We start from the raw sequence: 24,208 nt of genomic DNA, 5'->3' as shown, positions 1-24,208 counted from the left end.
CGCGGTTCAACCGAACCGCGCGAGAACCTGTTCGGGCGCCAGCTCCTCGCGGGCGCCGGTCTTGCGGTTCTTGACCTCGACCTTGCCGGCCGCCAGGCCCTTGGGGCCGACGATGACCTGCCAGGGGATGCCGATCAGGTCCATGTCGGCGAACTTGCCACCCGGCCGCATGTCGCGATCGTCGTGCAGCACGTCCACGCCCTTGGCGCTGAGCGCGTCGTAGAGCTTCTGGCAGGCGCCGCCGACGGCGCCGTCGTCCGGCTTCAGGTTGACGATCGCCACCTTGAAGGGTGCCACCTCGTCCGGCCAGACGATGCCGGCATCGTCGTGGCTGGCCTCGATGATGCCGCCGACCAGCCGCGAGACGCCGATGCCGTAGGAGCCCATCTCGACCGTGATCTGCTCGCCGCCGGGGCCGGCGACCACGGCGTTCATCGGCTTGGAGTACTTGGTGCCGAAATAGAAGATGTGGCCGACCTCAATGCCGCGCGCGGCAAGGCGCTCGCTCTCGGGCAGCGCCTCGAAGGCCTTCGCGTCGTGCATCTCGTCGGTCGCCGCATAGAGCGACGTCCACTCGTTCACGATGTCCTGCAGGTCGGACGAATAGTCGATCTTGCGGCTGAGGATGTCCTTGTCGACCAGCCCCTTGTGGCAGAACACGGCGCTCTCGCCGGTCTCCGCCAGGATGATGAATTCGTGGCTGAGGTCGCCCCCGATGGGGCCTGTATCGGCGCGCATCGGAATTGCCTTCAGGCCCATGCGGGCAAACGTCCGCAGATAGGCCACGAACATCCTGTTGTAGGAATGGATGGCCCCGGCCTTGTCGATGTCGAACGAGTAATTGTCCTTCATCAGGAACTCGCGGCCGCGCATCACGCCGAAGCGCGGGCGGACCTCGTCCCGGAACTTCCACTGGATGTGGTAGAGGTTCTTCGGCAGGTCGCGGTAGCTCTTCACGCCGTCGCGAAAGAGGACCGTGATCATCTCCTCGTTGGTCGGGCCGTAGAGCATCTCGCGGTCGTGGCGGTCCTTGATGCGCAGCATCTCGGGGCCATAGGCGTCGTAGCGGCCGCTCTCGCGCCACAGGTCGGCCGACTGGATGGTCGGCATCAGCACTTCCTGGGCACCTGCCCCGTCCTGCTCCTCGCGCACGATCCGCTCGATATTGCGCAGCACGCGCAGGCCGAGCGGCAGCCAGGCATAGATGCCGGCGCTGGTCTGGCGGACGAGGCCGGCGCGCAGCATCAGCCGGTGCGAAACGATCTGCGCTTCCGACGGAGTCTCCTTCATCGTCGGCAGAAAGTACTGGCTCATGCGCATGCGAAATCGGTCCTCGGTCCGGGTATCGGGGTGGCGGCGGACTGTAGGGAACGGGTCGGCCAAAGGCAAACCGGGTGGCACGTCTGGCTTTTCACAGCCATGTGCCCGCACACTGGGCGCGACTTTCGGGGGGAGCGGGATGCTGGAACGACTTTTCAAGCTGAGCGAGAACAAGACAAACGTCCGGACCGAACTGGTCGCCGGTCTGACGACATTCCTGGCGATGGCCTACATCATCTTCGTCAACCCGGCGATCCTGGCCGAGGCCAAGATGCCCTTCGGAGCGGTTTTCGCCGCCACCTGCGTGGCGGCCGCGGTCGGCTGCTTCCTGATGGCTTTCCTCGCCAACTATCCGATTGCTCTCGCTCCGGGCATGGGCCTCAACGCCTACTTCGCCTTCGGCGTGGTCGGCGGCATGGGCCACAGCTGGCAGGTCGCGCTGGGCTGCGTCTTCATCTCAGGCGTCCTCTTCCTGATCATCAGCGTGCTGCCGATCCGCGAATGGATCGTCAATGCGATCCCGAAGTCACTCAAGATGGCGATTGCGGCCGGCATCGGGCTGTTCCTGGCGCTGATCGCCCTGAAGAATGCCGGCATCGTGGTCGCCCATCCGGCGACGCTGGTCACCCACGGAAAGATGACGAGCTGGCCGGTGGTGATGGCGGTGCTGGGCTTTGTCCTCATCGTCGCGCTCGAACACCGCCGCATCATGGGCGGCGTGATCATCGGCATTCTCGTCGTGACGGCGATCTCCATCCTGGCCGGCCAGCAGAAGTTCGTGGGCATCTTCGACACTCCGCCCTCGATCGCGCCCGTGTTCCTCCAGATGGATCTCTCGGGGGCCCTGCAGGTCGGGCTCGTGACGGTGGTCTTCGCCTTCCTGTTCGTCGACCTGTTCGACAATACCGGCACGCTGATCGCGCTGGCCCATCGCGGCGGCTTCATGCGACCCGACGGCACCGTGCCACGGCTGCGTGGCGTCCTGATCTCCGACAGTGCCGCCGCCATGCTCGGCGCGGCGGCCGGCACCTCGACGACGACGAGCTACATCGAGAGCGCGCTGGGCATCAATGCCGGCGGACGCACCGGCCTCACAGCCGCGGCGGTCGGCGTGCTGTTCCTGCTGGCGCTCTTCCTCTCGCCTCTTGCCGCGTCGATCCCTGCCTATGCGACCGCGCCGGCACTGCTCTACGTCGCCTGCCTGATGGCGCGCGGCCTGACCGAGGTCGAATGGAGCGACGTCACCGAGGCGGCGCCGGCGGTCATCGCGGCGATCGCCATGCCCTTCACCTTCTCGATCGCCGACGGCATCGCGTTCGGCTTCATCTCGTACGCCGGCATCAAGATTGCCGCCGGCCGCTATCGCGATGTACATCCGGCCGTGGCAATTCTCGCTGTCCTGTTCGTGATCAAATACATGGTCATTGTATGAACAGGGAAACGGTACGGACATTAGTTTGTACTCGAACGACCGGGGCCTTGAAGATTCTTCTGCCCAAGACTGTCGGATCGAAAGAAAAGGTCTTGGCAACCGATTAGCGGCACGCTAAACAGCCTCAGCCTTGGGCACTGTCCGGGTTTAGGGAGGAGAGCGGCGCAAGCCGCCTACGACGAGTTTCGGGGGTAGAGGACGGCGGACCATCGGTCCGCCGTTTCCTTTTGGGAAGAGCGCCCCATGGCAGCGCTACTCAGGACCCCTCGAGCCGCCTGAAGCTCAGCAGATCCAGCTGGTAGAAGCCATAGAAGGCGATCCAAAGCACCGCCGCCAGGATGGTCGTGATGATCGCCTTGCGAAGCAGGTCCGGCCGCTCGGGCGCGCCCGTTTCCTGGCCCCTGCCCGGGTTTTCGACGCGCCGCACGCCCAGCGGCAAAACCATGAATAGCGCGATCCACCAGATCACCAGGTAGACCATGATGCCGGAAGCCCAGCCCATGGCGCGATGCTCCTCAGACCTGCTCGAGTTCGATCAGCGTGCCGGTGAAGTCCTTGGGATGCAGGAACAGCACGGGCTTGTCGTGGGCGCCGATCTTGGGTTCGCCATCGCCCAGAACGCGCGCACCCTGCGACTTCAGCTTGTCGCGGGCGGCGTAGATGTCCTCGACCTCGTAGCAGACATGATGGATTCCACCGTCGGCGTTGCGGGCCAGGAAATTGGCGATCGGCGACTTCTCGCCGAGCGGATGCAGGAGTTCGATCTTGGTGTTCGGCAGCTCGACAAAGACCACCGTGACGCCATGGGCCGGCTGTTCCTTGGGCGCACTCACCTTGGCGCCCATCACGGTGCGGTAGAGTTCGCTCGCCTTGGCCAGGTCGGGCACGGCAATCGCGATGTGGTTGAGGCGTCCGATCATGGTCTTCTCCGGCGGCTGCGCGCCCTTTAGATGCGGACGATGTGCACGTCCGTCAACGGCTTCTTGCCGAGGTGCGCCCGCACGACGCGCCGGACGGCCTGGCGGGCCGCCTCCTCGATGCGCCGGTCGTCGGTGCGTTCGGCGGTCTTGAGGTCGGCCAACATCTCGGCCAGCGCGTCCTCGATCGCCTCCTCCAGCTCGCCGCCTGCGTCGTCGATCCCGCGCAGCGAGACCTTGGGGGGCGCCAGGGCCTTGCCGCGCTTGTCCACCACCAGCGTCGCCGCCGCCGCGCCGTTCCACAGGAGCTTGCGCCGTTCGCGCAGCGACTCGCCGTCGAGCGGGATCAGCCCGTCGCCGTCGCGTGCCAGTCGGCCGGAAAAGACATGGTCGATGATTTCCGCCGGCCCCGGCGCCAGCCGCACCAGCGTGCCGTTGGGCGCCACGATGGTTTCCGGCACCTGGCAGGCTCGGGCCAGTTCGGCATGCTCGATCATGTGCCGCACCTCGCCATGGACTGGCAGGGCGATCTTGGGCCGGACCCACTGATAGACCCGGACCAGCTCGTCCCGCGCCGGGTGCCCCGAGACGTGGATGTCGGCTTCCCGGTCGGTGATGACCTTGACCCCGCGGGCCATCAGAGAATTCTGCAGGCGCCCGACCGAGTGCTCGTTCCCCGGGATGACCCGCGACGAGAAGATGGCGGTATCGCCGGCCTCGAGGACAAGGTCGCGATGTTCGCCGCCGGCCAGCTTCGACATGGAAGCTCGCGGCTCGCCCTGGCTGCCGGTGCAGATGAACAGCACCTTGTCGCGCGGCAGGTAGCCCGCCTGCTTCTCGGGAACGCATTCGGGGAAATCCAGCAGGTAGCCGCATTCCTGGGCCGATTCGAGCATGCGAGTGAGCGCGCGGCCCGACAGGACCGGGTGTCGGCCGGCCGCGACCGCCGCCAGGGCGATGCTCTCGACCCGGGCGAGATTGGAGGCGAAGCAGGTGACGGCCACCCTGCCCGCGTGCCCCTTCGTGAGTTTCTCGAGATTCCTGCGGACCTTCGATTCGGAGCCGGCCTCGCCCTCCACGAAGACGTTGGTGCTGTCGCAGACCATCGCGAGCGCGCCTTCGTCGCCGATGCGCTTCAGCATGGCCTCGTCGGTGAGGTCGCCCAGCAGCGGATCCGGGTCGATCTTCCAGTCGCCGGTGTGGAAGACCGTGCCGAACTTCGTGCGGATCGCCATCGCATTCGGCTCGAGGATCGAATGCGTCATGGTGATCATCTCAAGCTCGAACGGCCCGAGGCTGAACTTGCCCCCCAGCGGAATCTCGGTGACCGGAACCTGGTCCCGCAGGCCGGCGTCGATCAATTTGCGCTTCAGGACAGAGGCGGCGAAGGGCGTCGCATAGACCGGTACCTTGAGCCGCGGCCAGAGGTCCGCGACGGCACCAAGATGGTCTTCATGGGCATGTGTCAGCACGATGCCGACGAGGTCGTCGCGGCGCTCCACAATGAACGCCGGATCCGGCATTACCACCTCGACGCCGGCCATCGTACTGTCGGCGAAGCCGATGCCGAGATCGACCATCAGCCATTTGCCGGCCGTGCCGTAGAGGTTGAGGTTCATGCCGATCTCGCCGGCCCCACCGAGGGCCAGGAAGAGCAGCTCGTCGTTCGAGGGAACCGTCATCCGCGGTTGCGCCGCCAGATCTCCAGCAGGCCGAGCGACATCAGGTCGGGCTCGATGAAGTCGAACAATCCGATTTCGTCCTTGAACACGCTGGCGAGTCCGCCCGTGGCGATCACCTTCATGGGCTCGCCATACTCCTCCCGGATGCGCCGGATTAGGCTCTCGATCAACCCGACATAGCCCCAGAAGATGCCCGACTGCATGTTGGCCACGGTGCTCTTGCCGATCACCTGGGCCGGCTTCTCGACCCGGATGCGCGGCAGGCGCGCCGTCATCAGATAGAAGGCCTCGATCGTCAGCTCGACTCCGGGCGCGAACACGCCACCGATGAAGTTGCCGTCCTTGTCGGCGAGGTCGAAGGTCGTGGCGCTGCCGAAGTCGATCGTGATCAGCGGCCCGCCATACTTTGTATGGCCGGCGATGACGCCGACCAGACGGTCGGCGCCCGCCTCAGCCGGCCGGTCGATCAGGACCTTGATGCCCAGCTCGCAGTCGGGTTCGCCGACGATCAGCAGCTTGCTGTGAAAGTAGGTCTCGCAGAGGCGCCGCAGGTGCGTGTTCACCGCCGGCACGACGCTGGCCAGGATCGCGCCCTTGATCGACCTGGGATCGAAGCCCTGCAGGTGCATGAGCTGCGTCACCCAGGCGGCATACTCGTCGGACGTGCGCTTGGACTCGGTGCGCAGGCGCCACGCGGCGACGATCCTGTCATGATCGAAGACGACGAACTTCGAGTTGGTATTGCCAACGTCGATGGCCAGCAGCATTCCCGCCCTCCTCAGGCCGCCCGGCCCAGCAATTCACCCGACACGATCTTGCGAGGGCCCTCCGCCGTATCCAGCAGGAGTGCGCCCTCGCGGTCCAGCCCGGCGAACCGGCCCCGGAGCAGCCCCTCGCCCAGCCGGACGTCGACCTCGGCTCCCAGAGGGCCCGCCTTCGCCAGCCATTCACGGCGCACCGTCTCGAACCCGTCCTGGCGCCATTGCGCCAAGCGCGCCGCCAGCGCCCGCGTGAGACCCTCCAGCGCCGCCTCGACCGTCCCGCCCAGCGCCGCGCCGGGATAGCGCATCTCCGGAAGCTGCGGCGCGAAGGTGACGTTCACGCCGATGCCGGCCACGACATGCTCGACCAGCCCGTCCTGGCCGATCGCGCTTTCCAGCAGAATTCCCGCGACCTTGCCGCCATCGACCAGCACATCGTTGGGCCATTTCAGGCGAACGCTGCGGTCCGGCGGCACGAGGTCGCCGACCGCGAGCGCGGCGACGAAGCCCAGTTCGGCAGCGCGCTGCGCCAGACAAGCCGGCCGCAGGATGGTGGAACTGTAGAGATTGCCGACCGGTGAGGCCCAGTTACGGCCCCGACGACCGCGGCCGCCCGACTGCTCGCGCGCCCAGACGACCGTGCCTTCGGGAGCGCCGGCGTCGGCGTGACGGATGGCCTCGTCGTTGGTGCTGCCGACGCTTTCGAGCGCGACCAGCGTCCACCCGTCCGGGAGGACGGGCATCGAGGTCACTGGAACAGACCCTTGGCGGCCGCTTCGGCGATCAGGCTCAGGGGCTGCGGAACCAGCGAGAAGATCGCGATCAGGAAGGCGGCCGCCAGCGCAACCACGCGGTTGACGCCAAAGGACGGTCGGTCGATCGCCTCGGCCGGCTCGTCGAAGTACATCACCTTCACGATGCGCAGGTAGTAGTACGAGGCCACCACGGACGCGAGAACGCCCAGCACCGCCGGGACGAACAGCTTGGCGTCGACCGCGGCCATGAAGATGTAGAGCTTGCCCCAGAAGCCTGCGAGCGGCGGAATGCCGGCCAGCGAGAACATGAAGATCAGCATGCCGAGCGCCATCATCGGCTGGCTGCGGGCGAGGCCCGCAAGATCGGAAACCTGCTCGACCATGATGTTGCGGCGCTTCATCATCAGGATGGTGGCAAAGACGCCCAGGGTCATGACCAGGTAGATGGCGAGATAGAAGACCACCGCCTGGATGCCCTTCTCGGTGCCGCTGGCGACGCCCAGCAGGATGTAGCCGACATTGCCGATCGACGAATAGGCCATCAGACGCTTGATGTTCTGCTGGCGGAGCGCGGCGAAGGCACCCAGCGCCATCGAGAGCACCGAAGCCACGACGATGATCTGCTGCCACTGCGCGAACAGCGGCTTGAACGGGCCCATCAGGACCGACACCAAAAGCGACAGGGCGGCGATCTTCGGGGCGACCGCGAACAGCGCCGTCACCGGCGTCGGAGCGCCCTCGTAGACGTCCGGCGTCCACATGTGGAACGGCACGGCCGAGACCTTGAAGGCGAGACCGGCAACCACGAACACCAGGCCGATGATGACGCCGATTTCGGTCGCGCGGCCGTCGGCCAGCGCACCCGAGATCTGGACGAAGGCCGTGCCGCCGCAGAAGCCGTAGATCAGCGACGAGCCGAACAGCAGCATGCCCGAGGCGACCGAGCCCAGGACGAAGTACTTCACGCCGGCCTCGGTCGAACGGACGCTGTCGCGCTGGAACGAGGCGATGACGTAGAGCGCCAGCGACTGCAGTTCGAGGCCGACATAGAGCGCCATCAGGTCGTTGGCCGAGATCATCAGCATCATGCCGAGCGTCGCCAGGGCGACCAGGATCGGATACTCGAACCGCCAGGCCTTGGCCTGCTCGAAATAGGCGCGCGACATCAGGATGGCGATGGCGGAACCCACCAGCACCATCGATTTCATGGTCGCGGTCAGACGGTCGACGATGAACAGCGAGGAGAAAGCCGTCCCTTCGCGATACGGCAGGAACAGCAGCGCCGCCGTCACGAGCAGCGCCACCGAGGTCGCCACCGACACGAACGGGGTGGCGATTTCACCCCGGACGACGCCGTAGATCAGCAGCAGCACGGTGGCCGCCGCGAGGAAGATTTCCGGCCGGGCCAGGGTCCAGGATTCGAGACCGACGATCATGTTCATTACTCCCGGCCGCTCACGGTACCAGCGCCGCGGTGCGGGCGAGCTTCAAAGCCGCCTGATAGTCGCCGATCAGCTTGTCCACCGCCGGCGCCATCGGGTCGAGGAAGGAGTTGGGATAGACACCCATCCAGATCGTCAGCAGCACCAGCGGCAGGAAGATCGCGATCTCGCGACCGTTCATGTCGAGGATGCCCTTGAGCGAGTCCTTGGTGAGCTCGCCGAAGACGATCTTGCGATAGAGCCAGAGCGCGTAGGCCGCGCCCAGGATGAGACTGGTCGAAGCCAGGAACGCCACCCAGGTATTGGCCTTGAAGGCACCCAGCAGGACCAGGAACTCGCCGACGAAGCCCGACAGGCCGGGCAGCCCCACGCTTGCCAGGGTGAAGAACAGGAAGGTGAAGGCGTAGCGCGGCATGCGATGCACGAGGCCGCCATAGGCCGCGATCTCCCGGGTGTGCATGCGGTCGTAGACCACGCCGACACAGAGGAACAGCGCGGCCGACACGATGCCGTGGCTCAGCATCTGGAAGATCGAGCCCTGCACACCCTGCATGTTCATGACGAAGGCGCCGATCGTCACGAAGCCCATATGGGCGACCGACGAATAGGCGATCAGCTTCTTCATGTCCTCCTGCACCAGCGCGACCAGCGAGGTGTAGATCACGGCCACGATGGAGAGGGCGAAGACCATCGGCGCGAAGTACTGCGTCGCCTCGGGAAACAGCGGGATCGAGAAGCGCAGGAAGCCGTAGCCGCCCATCTTCAGCAGCACGCCGGCCAGGATGACGGAGCCCGCGGTCGGCGCCTCGACGTGGGCGTCCGGCAGCCAGGTGTGGACCGGCCACATCGGCACCTTCACCGCGAACGACGCGAAGAAGGCCAGCCACAGCCAGCACTGCCAGGTGAACGGCAGGTCGAGCTTCTCCATCACCGTCGGCAGGTCCGTGGTGCCGACCTGCCCGTAGACGGCGATGATCGCCAGCAGCATCAGCACCGAGCCGAGCAGCGTGTAGAGGAAGAACTTGAAGGCCGCATAGACGCGCCGCTTGCCGCCCCACACGCCGATGATCAGGAACATCGGGATGAGGACGCCTTCGAAGAAGATGTAGAACAGCGCCAGGTCGAGCGCGCAGAACATGCCGACCATGAAGGTCTCGAGCACGAGGAACGCGATCATGTATTCCCTGACGCGGACCTTGATCGATTCCCAGCTCGCCAGGATGCAGATCGGCGTCAGCAGGGTCGACAGCAGCACGAAGAACAGCGAGATGCCGTCGATGCCGACGTGATAGCCGATGTTCAGCGCCGGCACCCAGGCGACCTTCTCCTCGAACTGGAACCCCGCCTTCGTCGGGTCGAAGCGGATCCAGAGAAGAAGCGAGATCAGGAAGGTCGCCAGCGTCGTGACCAGCGCCACGCTGCGGCAGTTACGGTCGACAGCCTCTTTCGGGCCGTTGACGATCAGGCAGAAAAGCGCCCCCACCAGCGGCAGGAACGTGACCAGAGAGAGGATGGGCCAACTCGACATCGGGGGCCTTACCTCGCCGACAGTATGAAATAGGTGACGAGACCGGCCACGCCGACCAGCATCACGAACGCGTAGTGATAGAGATAGCCGCTCTGGAAGCGCATCAGCATGCCCGCCATGTCCTGCGCTCGAGCGGCCACATTGTCGGGGCCAAGCCCGTCGATCACGGCGCCGTCGCCCTTCTTCCAGAGGAAGCGGCCTATGGCCAGCGAGGGCTTAACGAACACCGCATCGTAGAGCTCGTCGAAGTACCACTTGTTGTAGAACAGCGCGTGCAGGCCCGGGAACCGCTTCACCGTGCGCTCCGGCATGTCGGTGCGCAGGACGTAGTAGTAGTAGCTGAGGGCGATGCCGGCGACCGCGAACGCCAGCGGCAGCAGCTTCACCCAGAGCGGCACCTCGTGGGCGTGGTGCAGCACCTCTTCCGTGGCCTTCACGGCGAGCGAATTGCCCCAGAAGGCGCGCCAGTCGTGGCCGACGAACCAGTCGTAGCCGACCAGGCCCGAGAACGCGGCGCCGATGCCCAGCACATAGAGCGGGATCATCATGACCAGCGGCGACTCGTGGGCATGATCCCAGGTGTGATGATCGCCACGATACTTGCCGTAGAAGGTCATGAACATCAGGCGCGTCGAGTAGAAGGCGGTCATGAAGGCGGCGATGATGCCCAGCCAGAAGGCGATCAGGCCGACCGTCGTGTGCGCGCCGTAGGCCGACTCCAGCATGATGTCCTTGGAGTAGAAGCCCGCGAATCCCAGGCCGTTGCCTAGGAGGAACGGGATGCCGATGCCCGACAGTGCCAGGGTTCCGACCCACATCAGGATGAAGGTCTGCGGCGCCTTCTCGCGCACGCCCCCCATTTTGCGCATGTCCTGCTCGTGATGGAGGCAGTGGATCACCGAGCCCGAGCCGAGGAACAGCAGCGCCTTGAAGAAGGCGTGCGTCGTGAGGTGGAACATGGCGCCAGAGTAGCCGCCCACGCCGCAGGCGAAGAACATGTAGCCGAGCTGGCTGCAGGTCGAATAGGCGACGACGCGCTTGATGTCGAACTGGGTCAGGCCGACGGTCGCGGCGAAGAAGGCCGTCGCGGCGCCGATCAGGGTCACGACCATGGAGGCGGTGGGCGCCAGCTCGAACAGCGGCGACAGGCGGCAGACCATGAAGACGCCGGCGGTGACCATCGTGGCGGCATGGATCAGGGCCGAGACCGGGGTCGGGCCTTCCATCGCGTCCGGAAGCCAGGTGTGCAGGCCGAGCTGCGCCGACTTGCCCATCGCGCCGACGAACAGCAGCAGGCAGGCGGTCTCCAGTGCCGGCAGGTCCATGCCGAGGAACTCGATGCGCATCTGCGCCATCTGCGGTGCCTTGCCGAAGATCTCCTCGAAGCCGACCGAGCCCGACAGCATCCAGACGGCGAAGATGCCCAGCGCGAAACCGAAGTCGCCGACCCGGTTCACGATGAAGGCCTTCATCGCGGCGGCATTGGCGGAGGGCTTGTCGTACCAGAAGCCGATCAGCAGGTAGGAAGCGAGGCCCACGCCTTCCCAGCCGAAGAAGAGCTGCACGAGGTTGTCGGCCGTCACCAGCATCAGCATGAAGAAGGTGAACAGGCTGAGATACGACATAAAGCGCGGGATGCCGGGATCGTCTTCCATGTAGCCGATGGAATAGATGTGGACCATCGACGACACGCCGGTGACCACGATCAGCATGACCGCGGTCAGCGTGTCGACGCGCAGCGCCCAGGCGATGTCGAGGGTCCCTGAATCGATCCAGGAGAAGAGCTTCACGACGATCAGCTTCTCCGTCCCGAAGCCGATCTTTACGAAGACGAAGACCGAGAGGGCCGCCGCGATCAGCAGCGCGGCACTGGTCACGACCTGCGCGGGACGTGCCCCGATGACGCGGCAGAAGAGGCCGGCGATCGCCGCCGCGAGCAGCGGCAGGAAGACGATGAGCTTGATGGCGAGATCCATGATGAGCGCGCCCCTAGCCCTTCATCGCATTGATGTCTTCGACTTCGATCGTTCCGCGGTTGCGGAAATAGACCACCAGGATCGCCAGCCCGATCGCCGCCTCCGCGGCGGCCACGGTCAGCACCAGCATGGCGAAGATCTGCCCGACGATGTTGCCCTGGAAGACCGAGAAGGCCACCAGGTTGATGTTCACCGCGAGGAGCATCAGCTCCACGCACATCAGGATGACGATGACGTTCTTGCGGTTCAGGAAGATGCCGAGAATGCCCATCGTGAACAGCACCGCGGCGACGGTGAGGTAATGGCCCAGGCCGATCGTCATCACACCCCTCCCCGCGTCGGCACCTTGACCACCGTGATCGACTGTTCCTTCGTGCGGTTGATCTGCTCGCCCGCCTTCTGGCGGCGGACGCCGGGCCGGCTGCGCAGGGTGAGTACGATGGCGCCGATCATGGCGACCAGCAGCACCAGCCCGGCGACCTGGAAGAGATAGAAGTACTGGGTGTAGAGCACCCGCCCGATGGCACGCGTATTGTCGATCGCCGTCACCTGGGCGCCATGCTCATTCAGGCCCGCGATGGTCGCCGAGCCGGCACCGATGATGCCGACGCCCAGCAGCAGCTCCGCGAACAGCACAGCGCCGATCAGCGCGCCCACCGGGAAGTAATCGAGGAACCCCTCCCGCAGCTGCGTGAGGTTGATGTCGAGCATCATGACCACGAAGAGGAAGAGCACCGCCACCGCGCCGACATAGACGATGACCAGGATCATCGCGATGAACTCGGCCCCGATCAGCAGGAACAGGCCTGCGGCGTTGAAAAACGCCAGGATCAGGAACAGCACCGAATAGACGGGATTGCGCGAGACGACGACCATGGCGGCCGAAGCCACCGTGATCGCGGCGAAGACGTAGAAGGCCAGGGCCTGGAGTATCATGATCTGTCTCTCCCCCGCCCGGCTCAGCGATACGCCGCTTCGGAGTGGAGGTTCGCCGCGATCAGTGTCTCCCACCGGTCGCCGTTGGCGAGCAGCTTGTCCTTGTTGTACATGAGTTCCTCGCGCGTCTCGGTCGAGAACTCGAAGTTCGGCCCCTCCACGATCGCATCGACCGGGCAGGCTTCCTGGCAGAAGCCGCAATAGATGCACTTGGTCATGTCGATGTCGTAGCGCGTCGTGCGGCGGCTGCCGTCGTCGCGCGGCTCGGCCTCGATCGTGATGGCCTGGGCGGGGCAGATCGCCTCGCAGAGCTTGCAGGCGATGCAACGCTCCTCGCCGTTGGGGTAGCGGCGCAAGGCATGCTCGCCGCGGAAGCGCGGGCTGAGCGGACCCTTCTCGTAGGGATAGTTCACCGTCACCTTGGGTTTGAACATGTACTTCAGGGTGAGGGCGAAGCCCGCCAGCAGCTCGGTGAGCAGGAAGGCGCGCGCGGTACGGTCGAGGGAAGCCATTGGCGATTGCTCCTAGGGCTTCGGCAGCCAGCCGCCGAACGTCAGGACGGCAGCGGTGAGGACGACCCAGCCCAGCGACACGGGCAGGAACACCTTCCAGCCCAGACGCATCAGCTGGTCGTAGCGGTAACGAGGCAGGGTGCCCTTGGTCCAGCTGAAGATGAACAGCAGGAAGGCGATCTTGAGGGCGAACCAGACCACGCCCGGCACCAGGGTGAACGGCGCATAGGGGATCGGCGAATGCCAGCCGCCCAGGAACAGGACCGCGCCCAGGGCCGAGAGCAGGATCATGTTGGCGTACTCGCCGAGAAAGAACAGGCCGAAGGTCATGGCCGAGTATTCGGTGTGGAAGCCCGCCACCAGCTCGGCTTCCGACATCGGCAGGTCGAATGGCGTGCGGTTCGTCTCCGCCAGCGCGGAGATGAAGAAGATCACGAACATCGGCAGCAGCGGCAGCCAGAACCAGTTCCAGAACCAGCCGGACTGGGCCAGCACGACCTGCGACAGGTTGAGCGAGCCGACGCACAGCAGCACGGTGATCAGCACGAAGCCGATCGAGACCTCGTAGGACACCATCTGCGCCGCCGAGCGCAGCGCACCGAGGAAAGCGTATTTCGAGTTCGAGGCCCAGCCCGCGATGATGATGCCGTAGACGCCCAGCGACGAGATGGCGAAGAGATAGAGGATACCGACGTTGATGTCGGCGATCACCCAGCCGTCGTCGAACGGCACGACCGCCCAGGCGACCAGCGCCGTCATGAAGGCGATCATCGGGGCGATGATGAACAGGACGCCGTTGGCGCTCGACGGAACGATCGTCTCCTTGAGCACCAGCTTCAGCCCGTCGGCGAAGGGCTGAAGCAGGCCGAACGGACCGACGACATTGGGACCGCGGCGCAGCTGGATCGAGGCCCAGACCTTGCGGTCGACATAGGTCATGTAGGCCACGGCCACCAGCAGCGGCACGGTGACCGCAAGGCACTGCGCCAGCATGACGATCGCCATGCCCAGCCAGTTGGTCGTGAAGAAGGTGATCAGATCGGCGTACATGTCCCTACTCCGCCGCCATGAGATGGGACCGGGAGGCCATGCAATCGGACATGGTCTTCGACGCGCGGCTGATCGGACAGGTCATGTAGAAGTTCGGCACCGCCGACTTGAGCGGCGCATCGGTGGTCGCGCCCGGCTTGCCGAACGTGCCCCAGGCGCCGGGCGCCTGCTGGTCGATCGCCGCAAAGACCTTGTTGACGGCCACGAGTCGCGCCCGGACCTGGTGCAGCGTGTCGTAAGGCAGCGTCTTGCCCAGCCGCTCCGACAGCGCGCGCAGGATCGCCCAGTCCTCACGGGCATCGCCCGGCGGATAACCGGCGCGGCGACCAACCTGGACGCGGCCTTCGGTGTTCACGTAGATACCGGGCTTCTCGGTATAGGCCGCGCCCGGGAGGATCACGTCGGCGCGATGGGCGCCGGCATCGCCATGATGGCCCTGGTAGATCACGAAGGCCTTGCCGAGCTTGGTCGTATCGATCTCGTCGGCCGCGAGCAGGAAGACCGCTTCGATCTCCTTCTTCTGGCAGCCTTCCAGGATGCCGGCCACGTCGCGGCCGCCCTCGCCCGGCACCAGGCCGAGGTCGAGGCCGCCGACTCGCGCCGCCGCCGTGTGCAGGACGGCAAAGCCGTTCCAGTCATCACGCACCGCGTTCAGCTTGCCGACCAGCTCGTATGCCATCGCCAGCACCGCGGCGCCGTCCTCGCGGGCAAGCGCGCCCATGCCCACGACAATCAGCGGGTGCTTCGCGTTCTTGAGCTTGTCGAAGAAGCCGAGCTTGCCATCGACCAGTTCCCGCAGCGTCGCCGGGCCTGCGCCCAGCCGCTCGACCGGATAGGTCAGGTCTTCAGCGGTGCCGATGCTGCCGATCGGGCACTTTCCGTGGACATAGCGCTTGCGGATGCGGGCATTGAGCACCGGCGACTCGACGCGCGGATTGGTGCCGATCAGCAGGATCGCATCCGCCTGGTCGATGCCACGGACTCCGGCATTGAAGATGTAGCTGCCGCGCGGACCGTCGAGCTTGGCGCCGTCCTGGCGGCAGTCGACGTTGGGCGAGCCCAGCGAAGCCATGAGGTCCTTCAGCGCCACCATCGACTCGGCGTCGCACTGGTCGCCGACGATCGCCGCGATCTTGCTTCCGTCCAGACCGGTCAGCTTGGCGGCAATGGCGGCGAAGGCCTGGTCCCAGGTCGCTTCCACGAGCTTGCCCTTGGTGCGGACATAGGGCCGATCCAGCCGCTGATGACGCAGCCCGTCGATCGCGTGGCGCGTCTTGTCGGAGATCCACTCCTCGTTCACGTCGTCGTTGAGGCGCGGCAGCACGCGCATGACCTGCGCACCGCGCGTGTCGATGCGGATGTTGGAGCCCAGCGCATCCAGGACGTCGACCGACTCGGTCTTGGTCAGTTCCCAGGGACGCGCCTCGAAGGCGTAGGGCTTCGACGTCAGCGCGCCGACCGGGCAGAGATCGACCAGGTTGCCGGCGAGCTCGGTCGACAGCGCCTGCTCGACATAGGTCGTGACTTCCATGCTCTCGCCGCGGCCCGTGGCGCCGAGCTGCTCGACGCCGGCGACCTCGGTCGCGAAGCGGATGCAGCGCGTGCAATGGATGCAGCGGTTCATCGACGTCTTGACGAGGGGCCCAAGCTCCTTGTCCGGCACCGCGCGCTTGTTCTCGTGATAGCGGCTGCGGTCGAACCCGTAGGCCATCGCCTGGTCCTGCAGGTCGCATTCGCCGCCCTGGTCGCAGATCGGGCAATCCAGCGGATGGTTGATGAGCAGGAATTCCATCACCCCCTTGCGCGCCTTCTGCACGGTGGGCGTCTGGGTGAAGATCTCCTGCTTGTCGGCGACGGGCAGCGCGCAGCTCGCCTGCGGCTTGGGCGGGCCCGGCTTCACCTCGACCAGGCACATGCGGCAATTGCCGGCAATGGAGAGACGGTCGTGATAGCAGAAGCGCGGAATTTCGACGCCCGCCAGCTCACAGGCCTGCAGCACGGTGATGCCGGCCGGCACCTCCAACTCGACGCCGTCGATCTTGACCTTGGGCATTGCCTGCTCCCCGCCCCGCCTACTCGGCTGCCAGTTTTTCGGTGCGCGCGCGGATGCGGCGCTCCATCTCGGGCCGGAAATGCCGGATCAGGCCCTGAATCGGCCACGCCGCCGCGTCGCCCAACGCGCAGATCGTGTGGCCCTCCACCTGCTTCGTGACGTCTTCGAGCGCGTCGATCTCTTCAAGGCGCGCATTGCCCGTGACCATGCGTTCCATCACGCGCCACATCCAGCCGGTGCCCTCGCGACAGGGCGTGCACTGGCCGCAGCTCTCATGCTTATAGAAGTAGCTGAGCCGCGCGATCGCCTTCACCACGTCGGTCGACTTGTCCATGACGATGACCGCCGCGGTGCCGAGGCCGGAGCGCTGGTCGCGCAGCGAGTCGAAGTCCATCAGGACTGTGTCGCAGATCGACTTCGGCAGCAGCGGCACCGAGGCACCGCCGGGGATCACCGCCAGCAGATTGTCCCAGCCGCCGCGCACGCCGCCGCAGTGGCGCTCGATCAGCTCACGCAGGGGGATGCCCATCTCCTCTTCCACGTTGCACGGCCGGTTCACGTGGCCAGAGATGCAGAAGAGCTTGGTGCCGGTGTTGTTGGGCCGGCCGATGCCCGCGAACCAGGCGGCGCCGCGGCGCAGGATCGTCGGCGCCACCGCGATCGACTCTACGTTGTTCACCGTGGTCGGGCAGCCATAGAGGCCGGCGCCCGCCGGGAACGGCGGCTTCAGCCGCGGCATGCCCTTCTTGCCCTCTAGGCTCTCGAGCAGCGCCGTTTCTTCGCCGCAGATGTAGGCGCCGGCGCCGCGATGGACGTAGAGATCGAAGTCCCAGCCCGAGCCGCAGGCGTTCTTGCCAAGCAGGCCCGCGTCATAGGCCTCCTTGATCGCAGCGATCAGGTGCTGCGCCTCGTTGTAGAATTCACCGCGCACGTAGATGTAGCCGGCATGGGCGCGCATCGCGAAGCCCGCGACCAGGCAGCCCTCGATCAGCAGGTGCGGATCGTGGCGCATGATGTCGCGATCCTTGCAGGTGCCGGGCTCCGACTCGTCGGCGTTCACGACGAGATAGTGCGGCCGGTCCTTCACTTCCTTGGGCATGAAGGACCACTTCATGCCGGTCGGGAATCCCGCGCCGCCACGCCCGCGCAGGCCCGACTTCTTCATCTCGTCGATGATCCAGTCGACGCCCTTGTCGAGGATCGCCTTGGTATTGTCCCAGGCGCCACGGGTGCGCGCGCCGGCCAGGCGCCAGTCATGGACGCCGTAGAGGTTGGTGAAGATGCGGTCCTTGTCGCCAAGCATCGTCTATTCGCCCTTCAGCGTTGTCAGGCCGCCCTGCGGCGCCGACGTCTGGCGGTCCACCTGCGGTCCGGCCTTTGGCGTCTCGCCGCGCCGGAGCGCGTCGAGCACCTTGTTCATCGAGGCCTCGTCGAGATCCTCGTAGAAATCGTCGTTGATCTGCACGACCGGCGCGTTGACGCAGCCGCCCAGGCACTCGACCTCCTGCACGCTGAACGTCTCGCCGTCGGCGGCATGCTGGCAGGCTTTCATTACAGCTTCGGACCCGCGCAGCCAGCACGGCGTCGTGGTGCAGACCTGTAGCAGGTACTTACCCTTCGGCCGCAACTGGAACATCGTATAGAAGGTCGCGATCTCGTAGACGCGGATCGGCGCCATCTCGAGGAGACGCGCCACCTCGTTCATCGCCGCGCGCGGCAGCCAGCCCTGCTGGCGCTGCGCCAGGTCCAGCACCGCGATCACGGCGCTCGCCTGACGGCCCGGCGGATAATGGGCAATCTGCTCCTCGACCTTCGCCATGTACTCGGGCGTAAAGGAAAAGCTCGCGACCTGCGGGACGTCCTTGGGGTCGGCGGTGATCATCGCCATCGCATCGTCTCCTAGCGGTCGATCTCGCCGAACACGATGTCGAGCGAGCCGATGTTCGCCGACATGTCGGCGAGCTGGTGTCCCTTGGTCATCATCTCGAGCGCCTGCAGGTGCGGGAATCCGGGAGCGCGGATCTTGCAGCGGTAAGGCTTGTTGGTGCCGTCGGACACGAGATAGACGCCGAATTCGCCCTTGGGCGCCTCGACCGCCGTGTAGGTCTCGCCGGCGGGCACCTTGTAGCCCTCGGTGTAGAGCTTGAAGTGATGGATCAGCGCTTCCATCGAGTCCTTCATCTCACCGCGGCGCGGCGGCGAGATCTTGCGGTCGTCGACCCGCACCGGACCACCGACCTTGCGCAGCGCGGCGATGCACTGCTCCATGATGCGGGTGCTCTGGTACATTTCCTCGATACGCACGAGGTACCGTGCGTAGCAGTCGCCGGTCTTGCCGACCGGGATGTCGAAATCCATGCGATCGTAGACGTCATAGGGCTGCGACTTGCGCAGGTCCCACGGCAGGCCCGAGGCGCGGATCAGCGGGCCCGAGAATCCCCAGTCGAGCGCCTGGTCGGCCGACACGATGCCGATATCGACCGTCCGCTGACGGAAGATGCGGTTCTCGTTCAGCAGGCTCTCGATGTCCTTCATGAACGGGTAGAACTGCTTGATCCACCCTTCCATCGAATCGAGCATGCCCGCCGGCAGGTCCTGGTGGACGCCGCCCGGCCGGAAATAGGCCGCGTGCATGCGCGAGCCGCTCACCTGCTCGTAGTATTCCATCAGCAGTTCGCGCTGCTCGAAGCCCCATAGCGGCGGCGTGAGCGCGCCGACGTCCATCGCGAAGGTCGTGACGTTCAGCAGATGGTTGAGGATGCGCGTGATCTCGGAGAACAGGACGCGGATGTACTGGCCACGCTCCGGCGCCTCGATGCCCAGCAGCTTCTCGACCGCGAGTGCGTAGGCATGCTCCTGGTTCATCGGCGAGACGTAGTCGAGCCGGTCGAAGTACGGCACCGCCTGCAGGTAGCTCTTGTACTCGATCAGCTTCTCGGTGCCGCGATGCAGCAGGCCGATATGCGGATCGCAGCGCTCAACGATCTCGCCGTCCATCTCGACGACGAGGCGCAGCACGCCGTGGGCCGCCGGATGCTGCGGCCCGAAGTTCATGGTCAGTGTCTTGATTTCGACGTCGGACATGTCAGTTCGCCTTCGCCGGTGCCGCGGCCGGTTCCTGGGCCTTCTCGTCGCCCGGAAGAACCTTGGGCGCCCCTTCCCAGGGGCTGAGGAAGTCGAAGCGGCGGAATTCCTGGGCGAGCTTCACCGGCTCGTACACGACGCGCTTCTGCACGTCGTCCCAGCGCAGCTCGACGAAGCCGGTCAGCGGGAAATCCTTGCGCAGCGGGTGCCCTTCGAAACCGTAGTCCGTGAGGATGCGGCGCAGGTCGGGATGGTCGGAGAACCACACGCCGTAAAGGTCGTAGGTCTCGCGCTCGAACCAGCCGGCCGAGCTGTAGACCGGTGCGGCCGACGGCACGGGCGTCGTTTCGTCGGTTTGCACCTTCACGCGGATGCGCTGGTTGTTCTTGAGGCTGAGCAGATTGTAGACGACGTCGAAGCGCTTCTCGCGCTCGGGCCAATCGACGCCGCAAATGTCGATCAGCTGCTTGAACAGGCACTTCGGATCGTCGCGCAGGTAGGTCAGCAGAGCGACGATCTTGTCCGGCGTCGTTTCTAGCATCAGCTCGCCGAGGCGGACTTCCGTCTTCGACACCACGCCCGCCTGCGTCTGGGCGATATGGTCGCTGAGTTCCTTGAGGGCCTCGCTCATCAGCGCACCAGCGTGCCCGTGCGACGGACCTTCTTCTGAAGCTGCAGCACGCCATAGAGCAGCGCTTCGGCGGTCGGCGGACAGCCCGGCACGTAGACGTCGACCGGCACGATGCGATCGCAGCCGCGCACGACGGAATAGCTGTAGTGATAGTAGCCGCCGCCGTTGGCGCACGAGCCCATCGAGATCACGTAGCGCGGCTCGGCCATCTGGTCGTAAACCTTGCGAAGCGCTGGCGCCATCTTGTTGGTCAGCGTGCCGGCCACGATCATCACGTCGGCGGCGCGCGGACTGGGCATCGGGGCGAAGCCGAAGCGGTCGAGATCGTAGCGGCTCATCCAGCAATGGATCATCTCGACGCCGCAGCAGGCCAGACCGAAGGTCAGTCCCCACATCGAACCGGTGCGCGCCCAGGTGACCAGCTTGTCGAGCTGGGCGACCACGAAACCCTTGTCGGCCAGCTCGTCGTTAAGCGCCCGCGACAGCGCCGCCTCGGCCGCCGAATTGGGCTTGGCCGGAGTGATCACTCCCATTCCAGGGCTCCCTTACGCCATTCGTAGATGAAGCCCACCGTCAGCACGCCGAGGAACAGCATCATCGACCAGAAGCCGAAAAGGCCGATATCGCCCAGCGCCACCGCCCACGGAAACAGGAACGCGACCTCGAGATCGAAGATGATGAAAAGGATCGCGACGAGATAGAAGCGAACGTCGAACTGGCCGCGCGCATCGTCGAACGGTGCGAAGCCGCATTCGAACGGCGACAGCTTTTCCGAGTTCGGATTCTGGCGGGCGATCAGATACGACCCGCCGAGCATGGCGCAGACCAACCCGAAGGCTAGTCCAAGGAAGATCAGGATTGGCAGGTATTCCCGCAGAAGAGCTTCCATCGCCACCCCTTGCGCCCTGTTTTTATGGGCTGCCAGTGTTTGGGCTGGCGCGAGCGACGGGACTCGAACCCGCGACCTCCGGCGTGACAGGCCGGCATTCTAACCAACTGAACTACGCCCGCTTTCAGCCCCAAACGGCGCGCGGAGAGATATAGGAGCGCCTATTGTGTGTCAAGCATACTGCACCAGCGAAGAGGTGCACAAATGCCCGATATTTCAATACGTTCCGCCACACACATGATGACCAGCGAAACAAAATTGGTGGGCGATGACGGGATCGAACCGCCGACCAGTCCCGTGTAAAGGGAATGCTCTACCGCTGAGCTAATCGCCCGACGCGCGTGGTAGCACAGCGATGAGGGAAAAGCCTAGTTGATCGCGTCCTTCAGGGCCTTGCTGGCCTTGAAACGCGGCACATTTGCCGCAGGTATCTTGATCTTCTCGCCGGTCTGGGGATTTCGCCCCTCGCCTGCCTTCCGCTTGGTCACCTGGAATGTCCCGAATCCGACCAGAAGGACCTTTTCCTTCTTCTTGAGCGACTTGGTGATGACCGTGAGGATCGAATCGACGGCATTCGCGGCATCGACCTTGGAGAGATTCGTCGACGCAGCGACGGCGGCAATCAGATCGTGCTTGTTCACAGGCGAGCCTCTCCCGGTCCGGCAATCCAAATCCTAAGCCACTTATACCATATTTTGTGGCCGCGCCGAAACAGATCGCATGATTTGGCCCCAAACGACGAAGCCCCGGATCTCTCCGGGGCTTCGCATTCTCGTTCGGCCAGACGGGCTCAGTGGGCCCTGGCAGCCTCTGTCGGCTCGGCCGGCTTGGCGGCCACGGCGTCGAGGTCGTTGACCCACTCGATCGCCACCAGCGGCTTCACCAGGGCGCGGGCCAGGACTTCGTCCACGGTCGAGACCGGCACGATCTCCAGGCCCTTCTTCACATTGTCGGGAATCTCCGGAAGATCGCGCTCGTTCTCCTTGGGAATGAGCACGGTCTTGAGACCGCCGCGCAACGCCGCCAGCAGCTTCTCCTTGAGACCGCCGATCGGCATGACCCGCCCGCGCAGGCTGATCTCGCCGGTCATGGCCACTTCCTTGCGCACCGCAATGCCCGTCAGCGCCGACACGATCGAGGTGATCATCGCCACGCCGGCGGACGGGCCGTCCTTCGGCGTCGCGCCCTCGGGCACGTGGATGTGGATGTCCCGCTTCTCGAAGATATTCGACTTGATGCCGAACACATGGGCGCGCGAGCGGACATAGGCATTGGCCGCCTGCACCGACTCCTGCATCACGTCTCCGAGCTTGCCGGTGACGGTCATGCGGCCACGTCCCGGAACCAGCACGGCCTCGATCTGAAGCAGTTCGCCGCCGACTTCGGTCCAGGCCAGGCCCGTCGTGATGCCGACCATGTCCTCGAGCTCCGCCTCGCCGAAGCGGAAGCGCCGGACGCCGGCATACTTTTCGAGGTTCTTGCGGCCGATCTTTACCTTGGTCGCCCCCTTCATGAGAATTTCCTTGGTGGCCTTGCGGGCCAGGTTGGCGATCTCGCGCTCCAGGTTACGGACGCCCGCCTCGCGCGTGTAGTAACGCACGAGGTCACGCACGGCGTCGTCGTGGATCTCGATCTCGCTCTCCTTGAGCCCGTTTGCCTCGATCTGCTTCGGGATCAGGTGCTTGCGGGTGATCGCGACCTTCTCGTCCTCGGTGTAACCGGCCAAGCGGATGATCTCCATGCGGTCCAGCAGCGGCTGCGCCATGCGCAGCGAGTTGGCCGTGGTGATGAACATCACGTTCGACAGGTCGTAGTCGATTTCGAGATAGTGGTCGTTGAACGTCGTGTTCTGCTCCGGATCCAGAACCTCGAGCAGCGCCGACGACGGGTCACCGCGGAAATCCGCGCCCAGCTTGTCGATCTCGTCGAGCAGGAAGAGCGGGTTCGAGGACTTCGCCTTCTTCATGCTCTGGATGACCTTGCCCGGCAGCGAGCCGATATAGGTCCGCCGATGGCCGCGAATCTCGGCCTCGTCGCGCACGCCGCCCAGCGACATGCGAACGAAGTTCCGTCCGGTGGCCTTGGCGATCGACTTGCCGAGCGAGGTCTTGCCGACGCCGGGCGGGCCGACGAGGCACAGGATCGGGCCCTTCATCTTGTCGACGCGCTGCTGGACCGCGAGATACTCGAGGATACGCTCCTTCACCTTCTCCAGGCCGTGATGGTCGGCGTTGAGAATTTCCTCGGCGTACTTCAGGTCCTTGATGATCTTGGTCGGCTTACGCCACGGAATCGACAGCAGCCAGTCGAGGTAGTTGCGCACCACCGTCGCCTCGGCCGACATCGGGCTCATCGTCCGGAGCTTCTTCAGCTCGGCATTGGCCTTCTCCCTCCCCTCCTTGCTGAGGCGGGTCTTCTTGATGCGCTTCTCCAGCTCGGAAACCTCGTCGCGACCGTCCTCGGTCTCGCCAAGCTCCTTCTGGATCGCCTTCATCTGCTCGTTGAGATAGTACTCGCGCTGCGTCTTCTCCATCTGACGCTTCACGCGATTGCGGATCTTCTTCTCGACCTGCAGGACGCCGATCTCGCCTTCCATCAGCCCGAGGATGCGCTCCAGCCGCTTCGAGACGGAGTCGAGCTCGAGCAACTGCTGCTTCTCGGCAACCTTGAGCGCCAGGTGGGCGGAGATGGTGTCGGCAAGCTTGGCCGGCTCCTCGATCTTGTTGATCGAGACGACGACTTCCGGCGGCACCTTCTTGTTCAGCTTCACGTAGTTCTCGAACTCCGAGACCACGGTGCGTGCGGCCGCCTGCACCTCGGCGCTCTCGCCGGCGGACTCTTCCATGTCGACTGCACGCGCTTCGAAGAAGTCGGTGCGGTCGTTGTAGCCGACAATCTTCACACGACGGCCGCCCTCGACCAGCACCTTGACGGTGTCGTCGGGCAGCTTGAGGAGCTGCAGAACGGTGCCGAGCGTGCCGATCGTATAGATGTCGTCGGGGCCGGGATCGTCCTGGCTGGCATTTTTCTGCGCGATCAGCAGGATTTGCTTGTCGTCCTTCATGACCTCTTCCAGGGCCTTGACGCTCTTTTCGCGACCGACGAAGAGCGGGACGATCATGCCTGGAAACACGACAATGTCGCGCAACGGCAGGACGGGATAGACGGTTCCTTGAATGGGGGCGTTCATGATGCCTCGCAACGTACGCTGTTAGAGCTACCCGTGCCTCGGCCGCGGAT

At 65.0% G+C, this 24,208-nt stretch carries 23 protein-coding genes and 2 tRNA genes; 1 reads left to right on the top strand and 24 read right to left on the bottom strand.

Translation table 11 applies throughout. From position 1 onward, the window contains the following. Positions 1-6: 6 nt before the first annotated feature. Entirely contained in the window at positions 7-1,320 is a 1,314-nt protein-coding gene (gene proS / locus Q7V45_RS12885) for a proline--tRNA ligase (RefSeq protein ID WP_304852504.1), read from the bottom strand. Positions 1,321-1,459: 139 nt separating this feature from the next. Here proS and Q7V45_RS12880 point away from each other — a divergent pair, with 139 nt between their 5' ends. Further along, positions 1,460-2,752, top strand: coding sequence for an NCS2 family permease (locus tag Q7V45_RS12880; protein ID WP_304852501.1), 1,293 nt, complete (start codon positions 1,460-1,462; stop codon positions 2,750-2,752). 256 nt (positions 2,753-3,008) lie between these two features. Here the strand turns inward: Q7V45_RS12880 and Q7V45_RS12875 are convergent, their stop codons facing one another. The 23 genes from Q7V45_RS12875 to lon form a co-directional block, all read right to left on the bottom strand. Next, positions 3,009-3,254, bottom strand: coding sequence for a DUF1467 family protein (locus tag Q7V45_RS12875; protein ID WP_304852499.1), 246 nt, complete (start codon positions 3,252-3,254; stop codon positions 3,009-3,011). Between the two features lie 13 nt (positions 3,255-3,267). Continuing rightward, positions 3,268-3,672 (bottom strand): methylmalonyl-CoA epimerase, encoded by a 405-nt coding sequence (gene mce / locus Q7V45_RS12870; protein WP_295136855.1) that lies wholly within the window; start codon positions 3,670-3,672, stop codon positions 3,268-3,270. Positions 3,673-3,698: 26 nt separating this feature from the next. Next, the gene (locus Q7V45_RS12865) at positions 3,699-5,351 is read right to left on the bottom strand and encodes a ribonuclease J (protein WP_304852494.1); all 1,653 of its coding nucleotides are present in this window, start codon (positions 5,349-5,351) and stop codon (positions 3,699-3,701) included. Continuing rightward, a complete protein-coding gene (locus Q7V45_RS12860) occupies positions 5,348-6,118 on the bottom strand; it encodes a type III pantothenate kinase (protein ID WP_304852492.1) in 771 nt (256 codons plus the stop codon). Before Q7V45_RS12860 ends, Q7V45_RS12865 begins: the two co-directional genes overlap by 4 nt. Positions 6,119-6,129: 11 nt before the next feature. Beyond that, positions 6,130-6,855: a biotin--[acetyl-CoA-carboxylase] ligase gene (locus Q7V45_RS12855; protein ID WP_304852489.1), complete on the bottom strand. Its 726-nt coding sequence runs from the start codon at positions 6,853-6,855 to the stop codon at positions 6,130-6,132. A gap of 5 nt (positions 6,856-6,860) precedes the next feature. Continuing rightward, a complete protein-coding gene (gene nuoN / locus Q7V45_RS12850; RefSeq protein WP_370692595.1) occupies positions 6,861-8,309 on the bottom strand; it encodes an NADH-quinone oxidoreductase subunit NuoN in 1,449 nt (482 codons plus the stop codon). 13 nt (positions 8,310-8,322) lie between these two features. Then, positions 8,323-9,837 (bottom strand): NADH-quinone oxidoreductase subunit M, encoded by a 1,515-nt coding sequence (locus tag Q7V45_RS12845; protein ID WP_304852485.1) that lies wholly within the window; start codon positions 9,835-9,837, stop codon positions 8,323-8,325. An 8-nt stretch (positions 9,838-9,845) separates the two neighbouring features. Further along, positions 9,846-11,813 carry an NADH-quinone oxidoreductase subunit L gene (gene nuoL / locus Q7V45_RS12840; protein ID WP_304852483.1) on the bottom strand — a complete coding sequence of 656 codons (1,968 nt, stop codon included), beginning with the start codon at positions 11,811-11,813 and terminating at the stop codon, positions 9,846-9,848. A 13-nt stretch (positions 11,814-11,826) separates the two neighbouring features. After that, the gene (gene nuoK / locus Q7V45_RS12835) at positions 11,827-12,135 is read right to left on the bottom strand and encodes an NADH-quinone oxidoreductase subunit NuoK (RefSeq protein ID WP_304852481.1); all 309 of its coding nucleotides are present in this window, start codon (positions 12,133-12,135) and stop codon (positions 11,827-11,829) included. Further along, positions 12,135-12,749: an NADH-quinone oxidoreductase subunit J gene (locus tag Q7V45_RS12830; RefSeq protein WP_304852479.1), complete on the bottom strand. Its 615-nt coding sequence runs from the start codon at positions 12,747-12,749 to the stop codon at positions 12,135-12,137. Before Q7V45_RS12830 ends, nuoK begins: the two co-directional genes overlap by 1 nt. 23 nt (positions 12,750-12,772) lie before the next feature. Continuing rightward, positions 12,773-13,261 (bottom strand): NADH-quinone oxidoreductase subunit NuoI, encoded by a 489-nt coding sequence (nuoI, locus tag Q7V45_RS12825; RefSeq protein ID WP_298308953.1) that lies wholly within the window; start codon positions 13,259-13,261, stop codon positions 12,773-12,775. A gap of 12 nt (positions 13,262-13,273) precedes the next feature. After that, positions 13,274-14,299: an NADH-quinone oxidoreductase subunit NuoH gene (gene nuoH, locus Q7V45_RS12820; RefSeq protein ID WP_304852569.1), complete on the bottom strand. Its 1,026-nt coding sequence runs from the start codon at positions 14,297-14,299 to the stop codon at positions 13,274-13,276. 16 nt (positions 14,300-14,315) lie between these two features. Beyond that, positions 14,316-16,364: an NADH-quinone oxidoreductase subunit NuoG gene (nuoG, locus tag Q7V45_RS12815; RefSeq protein WP_304852476.1), complete on the bottom strand. Its 2,049-nt coding sequence runs from the start codon at positions 16,362-16,364 to the stop codon at positions 14,316-14,318. A gap of 19 nt (positions 16,365-16,383) precedes the next feature. Next, positions 16,384-17,667: an NADH-quinone oxidoreductase subunit NuoF gene (gene nuoF / locus Q7V45_RS12810; protein WP_304852474.1), complete on the bottom strand. Its 1,284-nt coding sequence runs from the start codon at positions 17,665-17,667 to the stop codon at positions 16,384-16,386. Positions 17,668-17,670: 3 nt separating this feature from the next. Then, positions 17,671-18,252 carry an NAD(P)H-dependent oxidoreductase subunit E gene (locus Q7V45_RS12805; protein ID WP_304852472.1) on the bottom strand — a complete coding sequence of 194 codons (582 nt, stop codon included), beginning with the start codon at positions 18,250-18,252 and terminating at the stop codon, positions 17,671-17,673. 11 nt (positions 18,253-18,263) lie between these two features. Beyond that, a complete protein-coding gene (locus tag Q7V45_RS12800; RefSeq protein ID WP_304852470.1) occupies positions 18,264-19,448 on the bottom strand; it encodes an NADH-quinone oxidoreductase subunit D in 1,185 nt (394 codons plus the stop codon). A 1-nt stretch (position 19,449) separates the two neighbouring features. After that, positions 19,450-20,079, bottom strand: a complete 630-nt coding sequence (locus Q7V45_RS12795) for an NADH-quinone oxidoreductase subunit C (RefSeq protein ID WP_304852468.1) — start codon at positions 20,077-20,079, stop codon at positions 19,450-19,452. Further along, positions 20,079-20,612 (bottom strand): NADH-quinone oxidoreductase subunit B family protein, encoded by a 534-nt coding sequence (locus tag Q7V45_RS12790; RefSeq protein ID WP_304852466.1) that lies wholly within the window; start codon positions 20,610-20,612, stop codon positions 20,079-20,081. The genes Q7V45_RS12795 and Q7V45_RS12790 overlap by 1 nt, the downstream gene beginning before the upstream one ends. After that, positions 20,603-20,968: an NADH-quinone oxidoreductase subunit A gene (locus tag Q7V45_RS12785; RefSeq protein WP_068198877.1), complete on the bottom strand. Its 366-nt coding sequence runs from the start codon at positions 20,966-20,968 to the stop codon at positions 20,603-20,605. Before Q7V45_RS12785 ends, Q7V45_RS12790 begins: the two co-directional genes overlap by 10 nt. Before the next feature lie 45 nt (positions 20,969-21,013). Continuing rightward, positions 21,014-21,090: transfer RNA gene (locus tag Q7V45_RS12780), tRNA-Asp, on the bottom strand. 137 nt (positions 21,091-21,227) lie between these two features. Continuing rightward, positions 21,228-21,302: transfer RNA gene (locus Q7V45_RS12775), tRNA-Val, on the bottom strand. A gap of 34 nt (positions 21,303-21,336) precedes the next feature. Next, entirely contained in the window at positions 21,337-21,609 is a 273-nt protein-coding gene (locus tag Q7V45_RS12770) for an HU family DNA-binding protein (RefSeq protein WP_304852460.1), read from the bottom strand. A 149-nt stretch (positions 21,610-21,758) separates the two neighbouring features. Beyond that, the gene (lon, locus tag Q7V45_RS12765) at positions 21,759-24,158 is read right to left on the bottom strand and encodes an endopeptidase La (protein WP_304852458.1); all 2,400 of its coding nucleotides are present in this window, start codon (positions 24,156-24,158) and stop codon (positions 21,759-21,761) included. Positions 24,159-24,208 lie beyond the last annotated feature (50 nt).

It is taken from the genome of Reyranella sp. (genome assembly GCF_030651995.1).
Taxonomy (GTDB): Bacteria; Pseudomonadota; Alphaproteobacteria; order Reyranellales; family Reyranellaceae; genus Reyranella.
The sequence above is the reverse complement of the archived record's forward strand: the minus strand, read 5'-3'. Positions and strand labels throughout refer to the sequence as shown.

What these genes read in the sequence shown, in the direction of transcription:
- proS (WP_304852504.1), bottom strand. Translation starts at nt 1,320, where the DNA reads ATGCGCATGAGCCAGTACTTTCTGCCGACGATGAAGGAGACTCCGTCG.
- Q7V45_RS12880 (WP_304852501.1), top strand. Translation starts at nt 1,460, where the DNA reads ATGCTGGAACGACTTTTCAAGCTGAGCGAGAACAAGACAAACGTCCGG.
- Q7V45_RS12875 (WP_304852499.1), bottom strand. Translation starts at nt 3,254, where the DNA reads ATGGGCTGGGCTTCCGGCATCATGGTCTACCTGGTGATCTGGTGGATC.
- mce (WP_295136855.1), bottom strand. Translation starts at nt 3,672, where the DNA reads ATGATCGGACGCCTCAACCACATCGCGATTGCCGTGCCCGACCTGGCC.
- Q7V45_RS12865 (WP_304852494.1), bottom strand. Translation starts at nt 5,351, where the DNA reads ATGACGGTTCCCTCGAACGACGAGCTGCTCTTCCTGGCCCTCGGTGGG.
- Q7V45_RS12860 (WP_304852492.1), bottom strand. Translation starts at nt 6,118, where the DNA reads ATGCTGCTGGCCATCGACGTTGGCAATACCAACTCGAAGTTCGTCGTC.
- Q7V45_RS12855 (WP_304852489.1), bottom strand. Translation starts at nt 6,855, where the DNA reads ATGCCCGTCCTCCCGGACGGGTGGACGCTGGTCGCGCTCGAAAGCGTC.
- nuoN (WP_370692595.1), bottom strand. Translation starts at nt 8,309, where the DNA reads ATGAACATGATCGTCGGTCTCGAATCCTGGACCCTGGCCCGGCCGGAA.
- Q7V45_RS12845 (WP_304852485.1), bottom strand. Translation starts at nt 9,837, where the DNA reads ATGTCGAGTTGGCCCATCCTCTCTCTGGTCACGTTCCTGCCGCTGGTG.
- nuoL (WP_304852483.1), bottom strand. Translation starts at nt 11,813, where the DNA reads ATGGATCTCGCCATCAAGCTCATCGTCTTCCTGCCGCTGCTCGCGGCG.
- nuoK (WP_304852481.1), bottom strand. Translation starts at nt 12,135, where the DNA reads ATGACGATCGGCCTGGGCCATTACCTCACCGTCGCCGCGGTGCTGTTC.
- Q7V45_RS12830 (WP_304852479.1), bottom strand. Translation starts at nt 12,749, where the DNA reads ATGATACTCCAGGCCCTGGCCTTCTACGTCTTCGCCGCGATCACGGTG.
- nuoI (WP_298308953.1), bottom strand. Translation starts at nt 13,261, where the DNA reads ATGGCTTCCCTCGACCGTACCGCGCGCGCCTTCCTGCTCACCGAGCTG.
- nuoG (WP_304852476.1), bottom strand. Translation starts at nt 16,364, where the DNA reads ATGCCCAAGGTCAAGATCGACGGCGTCGAGTTGGAGGTGCCGGCCGGC.
- nuoF (WP_304852474.1), bottom strand. Translation starts at nt 17,667, where the DNA reads ATGCTTGGCGACAAGGACCGCATCTTCACCAACCTCTACGGCGTCCAT.
- Q7V45_RS12805 (WP_304852472.1), bottom strand. Translation starts at nt 18,252, where the DNA reads ATGGCGATGATCACCGCCGACCCCAAGGACGTCCCGCAGGTCGCGAGC.
- Q7V45_RS12800 (WP_304852470.1), bottom strand. Translation starts at nt 19,448, where the DNA reads ATGTCCGACGTCGAAATCAAGACACTGACCATGAACTTCGGGCCGCAG.
- Q7V45_RS12795 (WP_304852468.1), bottom strand. Translation starts at nt 20,079, where the DNA reads ATGAGCGAGGCCCTCAAGGAACTCAGCGACCATATCGCCCAGACGCAG.
- Q7V45_RS12790 (WP_304852466.1), bottom strand. Translation starts at nt 20,612, where the DNA reads ATGGGAGTGATCACTCCGGCCAAGCCCAATTCGGCGGCCGAGGCGGCG.
- Q7V45_RS12785 (WP_068198877.1), bottom strand. Translation starts at nt 20,968, where the DNA reads ATGGAAGCTCTTCTGCGGGAATACCTGCCAATCCTGATCTTCCTTGGA.
- lon (WP_304852458.1), bottom strand. Translation starts at nt 24,158, where the DNA reads ATGAACGCCCCCATTCAAGGAACCGTCTATCCCGTCCTGCCGTTGCGC.